The 17196-nt window shown below is 33.4% G+C and carries 13 protein-coding genes; 12 read left to right on the top strand and 1 reads right to left on the bottom strand.

Annotated features, from left to right (window positions below; genetic code table 11):
• The first annotated feature begins 151 nt into the window (after nt 1-151).
• From AST02_RS04655 to AST02_RS04625, 7 genes are all read left to right on the top strand, one after another.
• Nucleotides 152-4468, top strand: a complete 4317-nt coding sequence (locus AST02_RS04655) for a PolC-type DNA polymerase III (protein WP_069816022.1) — start codon at nt 152-154, stop codon at nt 4466-4468.
• A 187-nt stretch (nt 4469-4655) separates the two neighbouring features.
• Nucleotides 4656-5123, top strand: a complete 468-nt coding sequence (rimP, locus tag AST02_RS04650) for a ribosome maturation factor RimP (protein WP_069816020.1) — start codon at nt 4656-4658, stop codon at nt 5121-5123.
• Between the two features lie 23 nt (nt 5124-5146).
• Nucleotides 5147-6322, top strand: a complete 1176-nt coding sequence (nusA, locus tag AST02_RS04645) for a transcription termination factor NusA (RefSeq protein ID WP_069816018.1) — start codon at nt 5147-5149, stop codon at nt 6320-6322.
• 17 nt (nt 6323-6339) lie between these two features.
• Nucleotides 6340-6624: an RNase P modulator RnpM gene (gene rnpM, locus AST02_RS04640; RefSeq protein WP_069816016.1), complete on the top strand. Its 285-nt coding sequence runs from the start codon at nt 6340-6342 to the stop codon at nt 6622-6624.
• Nucleotides 6621-6938, top strand: coding sequence for a L7Ae/L30e/S12e/Gadd45 family ribosomal protein (locus AST02_RS04635; protein WP_002507846.1), 318 nt, complete (start codon nt 6621-6623; stop codon nt 6936-6938). Before rnpM ends, AST02_RS04635 begins: the two co-directional genes overlap by 4 nt.
• A 4-nt stretch (nt 6939-6942) precedes the next feature.
• Nucleotides 6943-9063 (top strand): translation initiation factor IF-2, encoded by a 2121-nt coding sequence (infB, locus tag AST02_RS04630; protein WP_069816014.1) that lies wholly within the window; start codon nt 6943-6945, stop codon nt 9061-9063.
• Between the two features lie 708 nt (nt 9064-9771).
• Nucleotides 9772-10770 (top strand): hypothetical protein, encoded by a 999-nt coding sequence (locus AST02_RS04625; RefSeq protein WP_069816012.1) that lies wholly within the window; start codon nt 9772-9774, stop codon nt 10768-10770.
• Between the two features lie 64 nt (nt 10771-10834).
• Here the strand turns inward: AST02_RS04625 and AST02_RS04620 are convergent, their stop codons facing one another.
• Complete coding sequence (locus AST02_RS04620; protein ID WP_069816010.1) at nt 10835-11707, bottom strand: HTH domain-containing protein; 873 nt, start codon at nt 11705-11707, stop codon at nt 10835-10837.
• Nucleotides 11708-12142: 435 nt separating this feature from the next.
• Here AST02_RS04620 and rbfA point away from each other — a divergent pair, with 435 nt between their 5' ends.
• The 5 genes from rbfA to pnp all read left to right on the top strand — a co-directional run bounded on the left by rbfA (nt 12143) and on the right by pnp (nt 17149).
• Entirely contained in the window at nt 12143-12490 is a 348-nt protein-coding gene (gene rbfA, locus AST02_RS04615) for a 30S ribosome-binding factor RbfA (RefSeq protein ID WP_031265894.1), read from the top strand.
• A 128-nt stretch (nt 12491-12618) separates the two neighbouring features.
• Nucleotides 12619-13536, top strand: coding sequence for a tRNA pseudouridine(55) synthase TruB (truB, locus tag AST02_RS04610; protein ID WP_069816008.1), 918 nt, complete (start codon nt 12619-12621; stop codon nt 13534-13536).
• Between the two features lie 13 nt (nt 13537-13549).
• Nucleotides 13550-14521: a riboflavin biosynthesis protein RibF gene (ribF, locus tag AST02_RS04605; RefSeq protein WP_069816006.1), complete on the top strand. Its 972-nt coding sequence runs from the start codon at nt 13550-13552 to the stop codon at nt 14519-14521.
• A gap of 104 nt (nt 14522-14625) precedes the next feature.
• Entirely contained in the window at nt 14626-14895 is a 270-nt protein-coding gene (rpsO, locus tag AST02_RS04600; RefSeq protein WP_021338745.1) for a 30S ribosomal protein S15, read from the top strand.
• 154 nt (nt 14896-15049) lie between these two features.
• Nucleotides 15050-17149, top strand: a complete 2100-nt coding sequence (gene pnp / locus AST02_RS04595; RefSeq protein ID WP_069816004.1) for a polyribonucleotide nucleotidyltransferase — start codon at nt 15050-15052, stop codon at nt 17147-17149.
• Nucleotides 17150-17196 lie beyond the last annotated feature (47 nt).

Below are 17196 nucleotides of genomic sequence, written 5' to 3'. Positions count from 1 at the left end.
ATATGAATATAAGTTATTAAGTTTAACTATTAGAATTTCACACATATCCGTTATAATATAGAGAATGGAATAATAATACATACACCGTCATTTAATGTAAGTAAGCATATACAAGTAAAGCAGTGTAATTAATAGTAAGGTGGTTATCGTCATGGCAATGACAAATCAGGAAAAATTTAAAATCCTAGCTGACCAAATTAAAATAACAAACCATTTGGAACCAGAAATTTTGGAGCAAAGTGAACTAACGCGTGTGGATGTTAAGACAACAGATCGTACATGGGTGTTTCAAATCACATTACCACACTTTCTATCAATAGAAGATTATTTGCTTTTTACAGGTGCAATTACAGAAGAGTTTAAATCAATTGCAAATGTAGAATGTAATATTACGATAAATAATAAATCAAACCAAGATGAATATGCGATAAAGTATTTTAATCATTGTATCGACCAAACAAAACTTTCACCTAAAGTAAAAGGACAATTAAAGCAAAAACGCTTAATTATGTCGGGGGATGTACTGAAAGTAACTTGTCAAAATGATATCGAGAGAGACCATTTTGATAAAGCCTGTAATGGTAGCTTAGTTAAAGCTTTTCAACAGTGTGGATTCGATATTAGTAAGATAGTTTTTGAAACGGATAGTGTGGGCAACGAAGATGACTTAGCATCATTAGAAGCTCATATTCAAGAAGAAGATGAAAAGAGTGCACGTGAAGCTACTGAAAAATTAGAAAAAATGAAAGCCGAGAAGGCAAAACAACAAGATAATAATGAAAGTTCGGTAACTAAGTGTCAAATAGGTAAACCAATCCAAATTGATAATATTAAACCGATAGATTCAATTATTGAAGAAGAATTCAAAGTAGCAGTTGAAGGCGTTATTTTTGATATTAACTTAAAAGAGTTGAAGAGTGGGCGACACATTGTAGAGTTGAAGGTAACTGACTATACAGATTCGCTCGTATTAAAAATGTTCACTCGTAAAAATAAAGATGATTTAGATAACTTTAAGGCATTGAGCGTCGGTAAATGGGTTCGCGCACAAGGACGCATAGAAGAAGATTCATTTGTTCGTGATTTAGTGATGATGATGTCAGATATTGAAGAAATTAAAAAAGCTACGAAACAAGATAAATCTGAAGAAAAACGAGTAGAATTCCATTTGCATACGGCAATGAGTCAAATGGATGGCATACCTAATATTTCATCGTACGTAGATCAAGCAGCAAAGTGGGGTCATAAAGCCATTGCAGTGACTGACCATAATGGTGTTCAAGCCTTTCCAGACGCCCATGCGGCAGCTGAAAAAAATGGTATTAAAATGATTTACGGAATGGAAGGTATGTTAGTTGACGATGGTGTTCCTATTGCATACAAACCTTTGGATCGTGATTTGAAAACAGCAACATACGTTGTATTTGACGTTGAGACGACTGGTTTATCTAATCAATATGATAAAATTATCGAGCTCGCTGCAGTCAAAGTTAAAGACGGAGAAATCATTGATAAGTTTGAACGTTTTAGTAACCCACATGAACGTTTATCCGACGTTATTATTAATTTGACACATATCACGGATGATATGTTAGTTGATGCACCAGAAATTGAAGAAGTTCTTACTGAGTTTAAAGCATGGGTAGGGGACGCTATTTTCGTGGCACATAACGCATCCTTTGATATGGGCTTTATTGATACAGGATATGAACATGTTGGTATTGGCGCGTCTACAAACGCTGTAATAGATACACTTGAATTATCAAGAACAATCAATACTGAATACGGTAAACATGGACTGAATTTCTTAGCCAAAAAGTACGGTGTAGAGTTAACTCAACACCATAGAGCGATTTACGATACGGAAGCAACGGCTTATATGTTTATTAAAATGCTTAAACAATTAGAAGAACTCGGTGTTCATAATCACCAAGATATTAATACATCATTATCAAACGAAGATGCTTACAAACGTGCACGTCCGAACCACGTCACGCTTATTGTTCAAAATCAACAGGGTCTTAAAAACTTATTCAAGATTGTAAGTGCGTCCTTAGTTCAATATTATTATCGAACACCTAGAATTCCACGTTCACTATTAGATGAATATCGTGAAGGTATTCTCGTTGGTTCTGCATGTGACGAAGGAGAAGTATTTACTGCAGTAATGCAAAAAGACCAGTCTCAAGTTGAACGTATAGCTCAATACTATGATTTCATTGAAATTCAACCGCCTGCTTTATATCAAGGCCTAATTGATAGAGAACTGATACGTGATAATGAAACATTACATGAAATATATAATCGTTTAATCCGTGCGGGTGAAGTCAACGATATTCCAGTCATAGCTACAGGCAATGCACACTATTTGAATGAACATGATTCGATTGCGCGTAAAATATTGATTGCTGCACAACCTGGTAATCCATTAAACCGTTCTACATTGCCAAAGGCGCATTTTAGAACTACAGACGAAATGTTAGATGAACTGCACTTCTTGGGTGAAGAAAAAGCCTATGAACTTGTCATTAAGAATACAAATGAGCTAGCAGATCGTATAGAGCGCGTTGTTCCAATCAAAGATGAGCTATATACACCGAGAATGGAAGGCGCAAATGAAGAAATTCGAGAAATGAGCTATTCTAATGCGAAAGACCTCTATGGTGAAGATTTACCACAAATTGTAATTGATCGTCTTGAAAAAGAATTAGAAAGTATTATAGGTAATGGTTTCTCTGTTATATACCTTATTTCACAACGGCTTGTTAAAAAGTCTTTAAATGATGGATATCTCGTTGGTTCACGTGGTTCTGTAGGTTCAAGTTTTGTAGCAACCATGACAGAAATCACAGAAGTTAATCCATTACCACCACATTACATTTGTCCGAAATGTAAAACGAGTGAATTCTTTGATGATGGCTCTGTTGGCTCTGGTTTTGATTTGCCAGATAAAAAATGTGAAACTTGTGGTAGCGTCCTTATTAAAGAAGGTCAAGATATTCCTTTCGAAACATTCTTAGGCTTTAAAGGCGATAAAGTACCAGATATTGACTTGAACTTTAGTGGAGAATATCAACCGAATGCACATAATTATACAAAAGAATTATTTGGTGATGATAAAGTATTCCGTGCTGGAACAATTGGTACAGTCGCAGAGAAAACAGCTTTTGGTTATGTGAAGGGGTATTTAAATGACCAAGGTATCCATAAACGTGGTGCAGAAGTAGACAGACTTGTTAAAGGTTGTACAGGCGTTAAACGTACATCTGGACAACATCCAGGTGGGATTATTGTTGTACCTGATTATATGGATATATATGATTTTACACCTGTACAGTTCCCAGCGGACGATCAGTCTTCATCTTGGATGACAACGCATTTTGATTTCCACTCCATTCATGATAACGTTCTGAAGTTAGATATCCTTGGACACGATGATCCAACAATGATTCGTATGTTACAAGACTTATCAGGAATAGATCCTAAAACAATTCCAGTGGATGATAAAGAAACAATGGGCATCTTTAGTTCACCTGAACCTTTAGGTGTCACACAAGAGGAAATTTTATGTAAAACTGGCACGTTTGGTGTACCAGAATTTGGTACTGGCTTTGTTAGACAAATGTTAGAAGATACGAAACCAACAACATTTTCAGAGCTTGTTAGAATATCAGGATTATCACATGGTACAGATGTATGGTTAGGGAACGCTCAAGATTTAATACGTTCAGGTAAATGTGATTTAGCGAGTGTAATCTGTTGTCGTGATGATATTATGGTTTATTTAATGTATAACGGTTTAGAGCCGTCACTTGCCTTTAAGACAATGGAATTTGTGCGTAAAGGTAAAGGATTGACTGACGATATGGTTGAAGCAATGGTAGACAATGAAGTACCTGATTGGTATTTAGATTCATGTAGAAAAATAAAATACATGTTCCCTAAAGCCCATGCCGCAGCTTATGTGTTAATGGCGGTAAGAATTGCTTACTTTAAAGTACATTATCCACTATATTATTATGCAAGTTATTTCACAGTACGTGCATCTGACTTTGATTTAATTACAATGATTAAAGATAAAGAAAGTATTCGTAATACTGTTAATGATATGTATTCACGTTATATGGATTTAGCTAAAAAAGAAAAAGATACTTTAACAGTGCTTGAAATAATGAATGAAATGGCACAGCGTGGTTTTCGTATGCAGCCAATTAGTTTAGAAAAAAGTAAATCATTTGAGTTTATTATTGAAGGCGATACATTGATTCCACCATTTATATCTGTTCCAGGTTTAGGTGAAAATGTTGCGCAAAGAATTGTAGAAGCTCGAGAAGAAGGCCCATTTTTATCTAAAGAAGATTTAAATAAAAAGGCTGGTTTATCACAAAAAGTAATAGAATACTTAGATGAATTAGGCTCTTTACCTAATTTACCTGATAAAGCGCAATTATCAATATTCGATATGTAATGAACGAAAAGACTTAATAAAAAACAAAAAGCATGAATTAACTTGTCATTATAGGCTTTTTACAAATATAGTTATTTGTCTACCAAATAAACATATGATATAATAACAGTGCTTAAAAAATTAGACTCAGGCAGAAAGAGTGGGCATAATACCCGCTCTTTTCTATTTGCCAAAACAGGAGGTCAGCATGAGTAAAATAACTGAGCAAGTTGAAGCAATAATTCAACCTGTCCTTGACGACTTAAATTTTGAATTAGTAGAAGTTGAGTTTACAAAAGAAGGAAACGATCATTTTTTAAGAGTATCTATCGATAAAGAAGGTGGCGTAGATTTAAATGATTGTGCGCTTGCTTCTGAAAAAATCAGTGAAGTAATGGACTCAGAAGATCCTATCGAACAGATGTATTATTTAGATGTTGCCTCACCTGGTGCTGAAAGACCAATTAAAAAAGAAAAAGATTATCACAACGCTGTGACTAAACCCGTATTTGTTTCTTTATATGCTCCAATCGAAGGCGCAAAAGAATGGTTAGGTATATTGCAATCAGTTGATGATGAAACAATAGTTATGGAAGTCAAAGATAAGTCAAGAACAAAACAAGTTGAAATACCAAGAAGTAAAATCGCTAAAGCACGTCATGCAGTAATTATATAACGTGACGAGGAGGATGATAAATCGTGTCAAGTAATGAATTATTATTAGCTACTGAGTACTTAGAAAAAGAAAAGAAAATTCCTAGAGAAGTATTAATTGATGCTATAGAAGCGGCGTTAATTACTGCTTATAAAAAGAATTATGAAAGTGCAAGAAACGTTCGTGTTGAATTAAATATGGATGAAGGTACATTCAATGTTATCGCACGTAAAGAAGTGGTTGAAGAATCATTTGATAACAGAGAAGAAATCGATTTAAGTACGGCACTAGTAAAAAACCCAGCATATGAAATTGGTGATATTTACGAAGAAGACGTAACACCAAGTGATTTTGGACGTGTAGGTGCGCAAGCAGCTAAGCAAGCTGTTATGCAACGTTTACGTGATGCTGAACGTGAAATACTTTATGATGAATTCATCGACAAAGAAGATGATATTGTTACTGGTCTTATTGACAGAGTAGATCATCGTTATGTATATGTAAACTTAGGGCGTACTGAAGCTGTATTGTCTGAAGCAGAAAGAAGTCCAAATGAAAGCTACATTCCTAACGAAAGAATAAGAGTGTATGTGAACAAAGTTGAACAAACTACAAAAGGACCACAAATATACGTTTCAAGAAGCCATCCAGGTTTATTAAAACGTTTATTTGAACAAGAAGTACCAGAAATCTTTGACGGTACAGTTGTAGTTAAATCTGTAGCTCGAGAAGCTGGCGATCGCTCAAAAATCAGTGTACACTCAGACAACCATGACATCGATGCAGTAGGTGCTTGTGTAGGTTCTAAAGGTAGTCGTGTTGAAGCTGTTGTTGAAGAACTTGGCGGAGAGAAAATTGATATTGTGCAATGGGATGAAGATCCTAAAGTGTTTGTAAAAAATGCTTTAAGCCCATCACAAGTATTACAAGTTATTGTTGATGAAGAAAACCAATCAACCGTAGTTGTAGTGCCAGATTATCAATTATCATTAGCTATAGGTAAACGTGGACAAAATGCCCGTTTAGCTGCTAAATTAACTGGTTGGAAAATTGATATTAAATCAGAAACAGATGCTAGAGAAGCAGGTGTCTATCCGGTAGATGTTGAAGATACAGAAGATCAACTTAATGATGTTGTTGACGAAGAAAATGTTGATTTGGAAGAAACAGTCAATGAAGTTTCTGAAACAGTAACTGAAGAAGAAGACGCTGAAAAATAACTTGGAGTGATAACTTTATGAAAAAGAAAAAAATTCCAATGCGTAAATGTATACTTTCAAATGAAATGTACCCTAAGAATGACATGATTAGAGTTGTAATTAATAAAGACGGACAAATTTTTGCTGATGCAACTGGCAAACAACAAGGCCGTGGCGCTTATGTATCTAAAAATGTTAAATTAGTAGAAGAAGCACAACAAAAGGAAACATTAGAAAGATATTTCAAATCTAATGCTGAAACGTTAGAGCCTGTTTATAAAGAGATTATACGTCTTATCTATCGTGAAGAGATACCTAAATGACAAAAGAAAAAATCGTGAATTTTTTAGGATTAGCAATGCGTGCAGGAAAAGTGAAAACAGGCGAATCAGTCATTATAAATGATTTGAAGAACAATAAATTAAAGCTCGTAATCATTGCAACAGATGCTTCTGACAACACAATGAAAGTGATGCAGAACAAATGTGAAAGTTACCATATATCATTACGCATATTTGGAACGAGAGCTGAATTAGGACAGGCTTTAGGTAAAGCAGAACGTGTAAACATTGGAATCACTGATCAAGGCTTTGCTAAAAAGTTATTGTCAATGATTGATGAATATCGTAAGGAGTGACTATATGAGTAAACAAAGAATTTACGAATACGCTAAAGATTTAAAATTAAAGAGTAGAGATATTATCGACGAATTGCAAAAGATGGACGTTGAGGTAACAAGTCATATGCAAACGTTAGAAGATAATCAAATCCACGCATTAGATAAAATTTACAAACCTGAAAAAGCAAAAGAAGCAGAGAAAAAACAACAAAAAACTGCTCAAAACAAGCAACAATCATCAAATAATAAAGGTAACCAAAACAACAAGAATAATCAAAATAACAAAGGTAACCAAAATAATAAATCAAACAATAATAAACCGAATAACAAAAACAACAAAAAGAATAATAAAAAAGCAAAACAAATGAAACAAGAAGAACCTAAAGAAATTCCAGAAAAAATCACTTATCAAGAAGGTATTACAGTAGGTGAACTTGCTGAGAAATTAAACGTAGAGTCTTCAGGTATTGTTAAAAAGTTATTCTTACTTGGTATTATGGCTAATATTAATCAATCATTAGATGAAGAAACACTTGAGTTAATCGTTGATGATTACGGCGTTGAAGCTGAAAAAGAAATTGTTATTGATGAAGAAGATTTATCAATTTACTTCGATGATGAAACTGAAGATGAAGATGCTGTTGAACGTCCAGCGGTTGTTACAATCATGGGGCACGTTGACCATGGTAAAACAACGTTACTAGATTCTATTCGTCATACAAAAGTAACAGCTGCAGAAGCTGGTGGTATTACACAACATATCGGTGCTTACCAAATTGAAAATGACGGTAAAAAAATTACGTTCTTAGATACTCCAGGTCACGCAGCGTTTACAACAATGCGTGCGCGTGGTGCACAAGTGACGGATATAACTGTTTTAGTTGTAGCAGCAGATGATGGTGTTATGCCTCAAACAATTGAAGCAATCAATCATGCTAAAGAAGCAAATGTACCTACAATTGTTGCTGTTAACAAAATTGATAAACCAACATCAAATCCAGATCGTGTAATGCAAGAACTAACTGAATATGGTTTAGTTCCTGAGGACTGGGGCGGCGATACAATCTTTGTTCCACTCTCAGCATTAAGTGGAGATGGCATTGATGATTTAATAGAAATGATTGTACTTACTTCTGAAGTACAAGAATTAAAAGCTAATCCAAGTAAAAAAGCTGTCGGTACAGTAATCGAAGCTGAATTAGATAAATCACGTGGTCCATCAGCCTCATTATTAGTACAAAATGGTACACTTAACGTTGGTGATTCTTTAGTAGTTGGAAATACGTATGGTAGAATTCGTGCTATGGTCAATGACCTAGGCCAACGTATTAAAACTGCAGGACCATCTACACCAGTTGAAATTACTGGTATTCATGATGTGCCAAAAGCAGGCGATCGATTTGTGGTTTTCAAAGATGAAAAACAAGCAAGACGTATTGGTGAATCTCGTCATGAAGCGAACGTAATTCAACAACGTCATGAAAGTAAGAGCGTTTCATTAGATAACTTGTTTGAACAAATGAAACAAGGTGAAATGAAAGACTTAAATGTTATTATTAAAGGTGACGTGCAAGGTTCAGTAGAAGCACTTGCTGCATCTCTAATGAAGATAGACGTTGAAGGCGTCAATGTACGTATCATTCACACTGCTGTGGGTGCAATTAACGAATCTGACGTTACATTAGCTAACGCTTCAAATGGTATTATTATTGGCTTTAACGTGCGTCCTGATACAGGTGCGAAACGTGCTGCTGAGACTGAAGGCGTTGATATGCGTCTACACCGTGTTATTTATAGTGTTATAGAAGAAATTGAATTCGCGATGAAAGGTATGCTAGATCCAGAATTCGAAGAACAAATAATTGGACAAGCAGAAGTTCGTCAAACATTCAAAGTTTCTAAAGTTGGTACAATCGCAGGTAGTTATGTTATTGATGGTAAAATCACGCGTAACGCTGGCGTTCGTGTCATCAGAGATAATATTGTGCAATTTGAGGGCGAATTAGACACTCTAAAACGTTTTAAAGATGATGCTAAAGAAGTTGCTAAAGGCTACGAATGTGGTATCACAGTTGAGAAATACAATGACTTAAAAGAAGGCGACATTATTGAAGCTTTTGAAATGGTCGAAATAAAAAGATAAATAATTGGAGATGAATCCAATTTAATGATAGAAAACCTCCAATAATTTAGAGGCTTTCAGAGTGTCAACAAAGTCTCTGACTTTGTTGGCATTTTTTTATGCACGATTTCAGCAGGCACAGCTTCAACCTGTAGTTTTTGGCTAGTGCTTTGTCGCAAGAGTTGGCTCAAAGTATTGTCATATTTTAAGTGAAAATATATAACTGAATTTGAACAATGATTTTCTATATAAAAATAAATCAAATGCCTTTATAGGAATTAGTATGTAGTCTTTCTTAAGCATACAAATTATTGGAGGCTTTTTATCTGGAAAAGATGCTATGGCTGTATTTTTTAATATAATTATTAATATTAAAGTGCTATCCAAAAGTGAAATATATAAGTATAATGATATTATTACATAACAAACTAGCGATTTAGTTTATGTATTAAAATATAATATAACTTAATATTACAACTTCAATTAGAAAAAAATTTTAACCCCTCGTAATGATGTAGCTTACTTTAAAAATCAAATTATAAAACGCTTTAACCAAACAGTTTTCACAATAATTAAATATTAAAAAGGGTAGCATATGTTTTATAAATCATATGTATTTATTTGGTTGCGAATAAGTCAAAATATTATAGTGAAATTTTGGGATAACTATTTTACTGACACTAGCTGTCTATGTACTTAATTACAATTAAATGAAATAGGAGGTTATAAATGATGAGTGAATATTTAAGGGAGATCAATGAATTTTGGCAAGAATATTTGAAGCAATATAACTCTATTTATGATCAAAATACTTTAGAACAAATTATAAAAAATGATGATACGACAGCGTTTTTACATCCACAAGATTTAGCATATTTTAAAGAGCATTTTGGGAATAACTTTGCTGAAATACCTAGATTTAAAAAAATGATAGATTTTGCAAACGGAAAAGTAATTATTGATAAAAATAGACAAAGAATTTTATTTGAAAATGCAGAAATAAATCCTGCTATAGCTAGACCATATTTTGGGAACCCTGATTTAGCTGATATTGTTATATTAAAAAAGCAGCCAGAAAACGATTTTAAAATGTACGAACCTGATATACCAGAATCTGTAGTAATAGATTATCGGCAAAGAATATTATTGGATATACAAGGTAGATTAACATTTAATGGTGAGAAACTGTTTTTACCCTATATAGATAAACATAGATGGTTTATGAAATATTTATATAACGCTTCTTCGACTCTAAAACGTTTTAATATTGATCCAAACAGAGTTATGGTACTTAATTTTTTCCCTTATCAATCGGGGCATACTGCAGGAATACCAAAAGATTTTTTAACATTTAAACATGGATTACCTTCTCAGAGAATGAGTTTTGATTTGTTGTTGAAACTTTTAAACGATGATAAGCATCGCATTTATCTTGTTAGTGAGGAAGAATTATATATTTCGATTTTGAAGAATTTTGCTCATAGTTCAATATGTGACTACCTAATAGATCATTTATTCGTACTTGCTTCAAAACAAAACCGCCATGTTACTTTATGCAATGTGTTAAGTTACCAAGAACACAAAATACGTTTAAGAAAAAAACAAGAATTGAGTAAAATAGAATATTACAACTGGAATAAAGAACAAAAAGAAAAGCGAGAAAAAGGTAATTCAGATTTTTATAGAAAAATTAGCGCAATGCAAAAAAATGTAGAGCATCAACACTGAAATATTAATTATAAAAGAGCCTATATTCAGCATAGAAGATATCTAAGTTGAGTATAGGCTAATTTTAAATGTAATAGTTTTTAAACAAAGTCTGGATATGTGCTTTGAATTCATCTACATAATGTTGAGGTTCTATAATTGTAATATATTGTGGATAGTCATATGCAATTTGTATGCTTTCTTTTTTTGAAATAATAATATGTGCGTTAGTCCCATGATCACTTTCAGTTCTGTCTATAATAATGAACTGTCTTTGTATTTCTGACCACAGAGGATCTTTAATGAGTAACTTTACAGACTGAATATCTGAAAAAATACTTTTATCAAACACTTCATTAAGTTGATCGATATTTATAATTGAAGACAAATTTAATATTTGTATCTTCCCTTGATACAAATAAGTAAACCAGTATTTGTTAGAAAAATATCTAGTATATATAGGTATTACTTTTATAGTCAAATTATTAGTTATATGTATTGCAACAAAATTATTATTTTCAATGGCCATTTGGAGTCTGAAAATTAACGTGGTTTTGCTCATCTCACGCGTCACCTTGAACTGGCTTAAGAGTTTGTTAGACAGGATTTTTTCAGCAAAATTAGAGTTTGCATTAAGCCCTCTAATAAGATTATAAGTGTCTTCATGTATTATCGGTGTAAAATTTTTCAATCTAAATAACAAGTTAAGTAATCTATTATTTTTAAATTTATATTGGTTGATTCTTAAACAATGTTTTTCAAAGTTATTATCGTATATTATTTCTCCATCAATACCATGCCATTCATTATCTTCATATAAAAAACTGTTAATATCACTAAAATCTCGCTGAATTGAACGAACATTGACGTTAAGCTGCTGTGCGAGTTCTTCTTTATTGAGTTTCTTTCCGTTTAAAAAGCGGGTATAAATATATAAAAGTCTTTCTGGTTTTTCCAATCATTCACAACTCCTAAAATAAATAAACTTAATTATTAAGTTGGTTTACAGTATAACATTACAATTTATATAATGCGTAAAACTTTATAAAAAACATTTATAAACGTGGGTTAGGTGTTTGTATGTCAAAAAATCTTCTTAAAATAACAGTTGGGCATAATATTAAACACTTGAGCAATTTAAAATAGATTTTATTGACTATTAATGAAAAAATGTTTCATAACTTAACAGTTAGGAATTAAAATAATGCCTAACTGTCATAAAATGTTTATTTTTTGTTAATAACGTACAATATAAAGTGTACAGGACTCGAACGAAACTTTTAAAAATATAACCAACTGAAATAATAAATTTGTTTGACGTTATGAAATGAACTGTCATATAATCTTTAAGTAAGGAAACATTTCCCGGACAAATAAATCGTGTGAGGTGAATATAATGAATATGAGAGCTGAACGTGTTGGCGAACAGATGAAGCAAGAAATTATGGATATCGCTAATAACAAAGTCAAAGACCCAAGAATCGGATTTTTAACGATTACCGATGTGCAATTAACAAATGATTTATCAATTGCAACAATCTATTTAACAGTATTAGGTAATGAAAAACAAAAAGAAGATACTTTTAAAGGGTTAGAAAAGGCAAAAGGTTTTATTAAATCTGAACTAGGTTCAAGAATGAGATTACGAATTATTCCTGAATTGAATTTTGAATATGATGAATCAATTGATTACGGAAATAAAATTGAAAGAATGATTCAAGATTTGCACAAAAAAGATTAATTATTATACCAAGCTGGAACAAAATCTCTTTAGATTTTATGTTTCAGCTTTTTTACATAACACAAAGTAAGCTAAGTCATGTTAATATGAGAGTAATGTAAAAAAAGAGCATTAAAGGTGGCGTAAAGATGTATAACGGTATTTTGCCTGTGTATAAAGAACGTGGTTTAACAAGCCACGATGTAGTATTTAAATTGAGGAAAATTTTAAAAACAAAAAAAGTTGGACATACTGGCACTTTAGACCCAGAAGTATCAGGCGTTTTACCTATATGTATTGGTGGTGCAACTAAAGTCAGTGATTACATTATGGATATGGGAAAATCTTATAAAGCGACTGTTACACTTGGAAGTAGTACAACTACTGAGGATCAAACCGGTGAAATTCTTGAGCGAACAACTATTGCGCAAGATGAAATTACAGTTCAAGATATTGACAAAATATTGAATCAATTTGAAGGAACGATTACTCAAATACCACCGATGTACTCATCAGTAAAAGTGAATGGTAAAAAACTATATGAATATGCGAGGAATAACGAAGTAGTAGAAAGACCAGAACGACAAGTTAATATTATGCATATTAACCGTACATCCGAACTACGCTTTGAAGATAACAGTTGTCATTTCGAAATTTTGGTTGAATGTGGCAAAGGAACATACATCAGAACATTAGCGACAGATATTGGGAAAGCCTTAGGACATCCAGCCCATATGTCAAAATTAACTAGAATTCAAAGTGGTGGATTTGATGTAGATGAAAGTCTTACACTAAATGACGTTGCAGCATTACATGAGCATGACGCGTTACAAGAAAAGTTATTTCCTATAGAATATGGATTAAAAGGTTTAAAACAAATTTTGGTTTCAGATGCAGTAGTAAAAAGCAAAATTTTAAATGGCCAAAAATTCTATAAAAATGAATTCACAGAAACAATAGATACGATAGTGGCATTGGTAGATGTTACAGACAATAAAGTCTTAGCAATTTATGCGCCACATCCTGAAAAAATTGACGAAATTAAGCCTAAGAAGGTATTTAACTAAAGGAGAAATACGCATGAAAGTGATAGAAGTAGCTCATCCAATTCAAGAAGATCAATATATAACAGAAGACGTTGCCATGGCTTTTGGTTTTTTTGATGGCATGCATAAGGGACACGCGAAAGTATTTGATATTTTAGAGCAAAAAGCAAAATCATCCAATTTAAAAAAAGCTGTGATGACGTTTGATCCTCATCCTTCGGTAGTTCTAAATCCTGAACGTAAACGTACCGATTATTTAACACCAATACAAGATAAAGTTGAAATATTAGAGTCCTATGGCATAGATTATTGTATTGTTATTAACTTTTCTTCAAAATTTGCTAATGTACCCGCTGAAACTTTCATAGAAGAGTATATTATAAAAAATAATGTTAAAGAAGTAGTAGCTGGTTTTGATTTTACATTTGGTAAATTTGGTAAAGGTAATATGATGATATTAAATGAAATGACTGAATTTAATACGACAGTGGTAAGTAAGCAAGAAATAGAATCTGAAAAAATTTCAACTACTGAAATTAGAAAATCGCTTAAAACAGGTGACTTGCAAAAGGCTAATGAAGAATTAGATTATCTCTATCGTATTAAAGGGACAGTTGTGCAAGGTGAAAAACGTGGAAGAACCATTGGATTTCCAACAGCAAATGTTCAACCTAGCGGTGATTATGTGTTGCCTAAAAATGGTGTTTACGCGGTAAGTATGGAAATTGGGGCGAATAAAAAGGTCTATCGAGGTGTGGCTAATGTTGGTGTGAAACCAACATTTCATGATCCTTCTAAAGCTCAAGTAGTCATAGAAGTGAATTTATTTGATTTTAATGAAAATATTTATGGCGAGCGTGTCACTGTATTTTGGCATCATTATTTAAGACCAGAAATTAAATTTGATGGGATAGATCCTTTAGTAGAACAAATGAATAAAGATAAAGAAAAAGCGAAATACTTATTATCAGTTGATTTTGGAGACGAAATATCATATAATATTTAAGTCGAATGTGTTTTACACATTTAAGGCACCTTTATCTTGGCAGTCCGAGTCTCCAACGGTTCGCTCGGTTAAAGGCGCATAAAAATTAAAGGAGGAAATTGACTATGGCAATTTCACAAGAACGTAAAAATGAACTAATTAAAGAATATCGTACACACGAAGCGGATACTGGATCTCCAGAAGTACAAATCGCTGTGTTAACTGAAGAAATCACTACATTAAACGAACATTTACGTCAACACACGAAAGACCACCATTCACGTCGTGGACTATTAAAAATGGTAGGTCGTCGTAGACATTTACTTAACTATTTACGTGACAAAGATGTACAACGTTACCGTGAATTAATTAAATCATTAGGTATCCGTCGTTAATTTTAAGATGGATATTGAAAGGGAAAGAACCTTCAGGGTCCTTTCCCTTTTTTATAATCTAGAAAGCATATTATTTAAAAAGTAATATACTAATATAAAATTTTTCTAAGAAATGATATGATGTAACTAATAGATATATGAGAGGAGATTCGTAATGTCTCAAGAGAAAAAAGTTTTTAAAACTGAATGGGCAAATAGATCATTAACGATTGAAACAGGGCAACTTGCTAAACAAGCTAATGGTGCCGTGCTAGTTCGTTATGGTGATACAGTAGTATTATCTACTGCAGTAGCTTCAAAAGAACCACGCGATGTTGACTTTTTCCCATTAATGGTAAATTATGAAGAAAAAATGTATGCAGCAGGTAAAATTCCTGGTGGATTCAAAAAACGTGAGGGACGTCCAAGCGACGAAGCAACATTAACTGCGCGCTTAATCGACAGACCAATTCGTCCGCTTTTCCCTAAAGGATATAAGCATGATGTACAAATCATGAATACCGTATTAAGTGCTGATCCTGATTGTTCTCCAGAAATGGCAGCGATGATAGGTTCATCTATGGCACTTAGTGTCTCAGACATTCCATTCCAAGGACCTATTGCTGGTGTCAACGTAGGCTATGTTGATGGCGAATACGTAATTAACCCAACTGTTGCACAGAAAGAAGTGTCGCGTCTTGATTTAGAAGTTGCTGGTCACAAAGATGCTGTAAATATGGTTGAAGCAGGCGCAAGTGAAATTACTGAAAGTGAAATGCTTGAGGGAATCTTCTTTGGTCATAATGAAATACAACGTTTAGTTAATTTCCAACAAGAAATCGTGGATCACATCCAACCAGTGAAAACACCATTCACACCTGTTGAACAAGACGAAACGCTTGCAGAAAAAGTGAAACAGCTTACTGAAGCCAATGGTTTGAAAGAAGCTGTATTAACGTTTGATAAACAGCAACGTGATATCAATCTTGACACATTAAAAGAAAAAGTCGTTTCAGAATTTATTGATGAAGAAGATGTTAATAACGCTGCACTAATTAAAGATGTGCATGGCATTTTAAATAGTTTAGTAAAAGAAGAAGTAAGAAGATTAATCGCTGAAGAAAAAATCAGACCTGATGGCCGTAAATCAGATGAAATTCGTCCACTAGAATCAGAAGTTGGTGTGTTACCACGCGTACACGGCTCTGGCTTATTTACACGAGGTCAAACACAAGCACTATCTGTGTTAACATTAGGTTCAATGAGCGAATATCAAATTCTTGATGGCCTTGGTGAGGAACAACAAAAACGTTTCATGCACCATTACAACTTCCCTAACTATTCAGTTGGTGAAACAGGTCCAGTTCGTTCTCCAGGACGTCGTGAAATTGGTCACGGTGCTTTAGGTGAGCGTGCATTGAGTCATGTTATTCCAGATACTAAAGACTTCCCTTATACTGTAAGAATAGTGAGTGAGGTATTAGAATCAAATGGTTCATCTTCACAAGCGTCAATTTGTGGTTCTACGTTAGCCTTAATGGATGCAGGTGTTCCTATTAAAGCACCAGTAGCCGGTATTGCTATGGGGTTAGTAACACGTGATGATAGTTACACTATTTTAACGGATATTCAAGGTATGGAAGATGCTTTAGGTGATATGGACTTTAAAGTAGCCGGTACGTCTGAAGGCATCACTGCAATACAAATGGATATTAAAATTGATGGTCTAACAAAAGAGATTATTAGAGAAGCTTTAGACCAAGCACGTGAAGGTCGTTTAGCTATTTTAGATCATATGCTACAAACAATTGATACAACACGCGGTGAGTTAAGTGCGTTTGCACCTAAAGTCGTTACGATGACAATCAAACCTGAAAAAATCAGAGATGTTATTGGACCTGGCGGTAAGAAAATTAATGAAATCATTGATCAAACAGGTGTGAAACTTGATATTGAACAAGATGGTACAATCTTTATAGGTGCTGTTGATAAAGATGCAATCGCCGAAGCACGTAGTATCATAGAAGACATTACGCGTGAAGCTGAAGTTGGCCAAGTTTATGAAGGCAAAGTAAAACGTATTGAAAAATACGGTGCATTTGTTGAATTATTCCCTGGTAAAGATGCTTTAGTTCATATTTCACAAATTGCAAATGAACGTATTGATAAAGTAGAAGATGTATTGAAAATTGGAGATACATTTAAAATAAAAGTAACAGAAATTGATAAACAAGGTCGCGTGAATGCGTCTCATAAAGTGCTTTTATCAAATTAATATAAAATAAAAAATCGAATTTTATTAGAAACTAGTAAATGATATGA

The organism is Staphylococcus equorum (assembly GCF_001747895.1).
In the GTDB taxonomy this organism is placed as follows: domain Bacteria; phylum Bacillota; class Bacilli; order Staphylococcales; family Staphylococcaceae; genus Staphylococcus; species Staphylococcus equorum_A.
The sequence above is the reverse complement of the archived record's forward strand: the minus strand, read 5'-3'. Positions and strand labels throughout refer to the sequence as shown.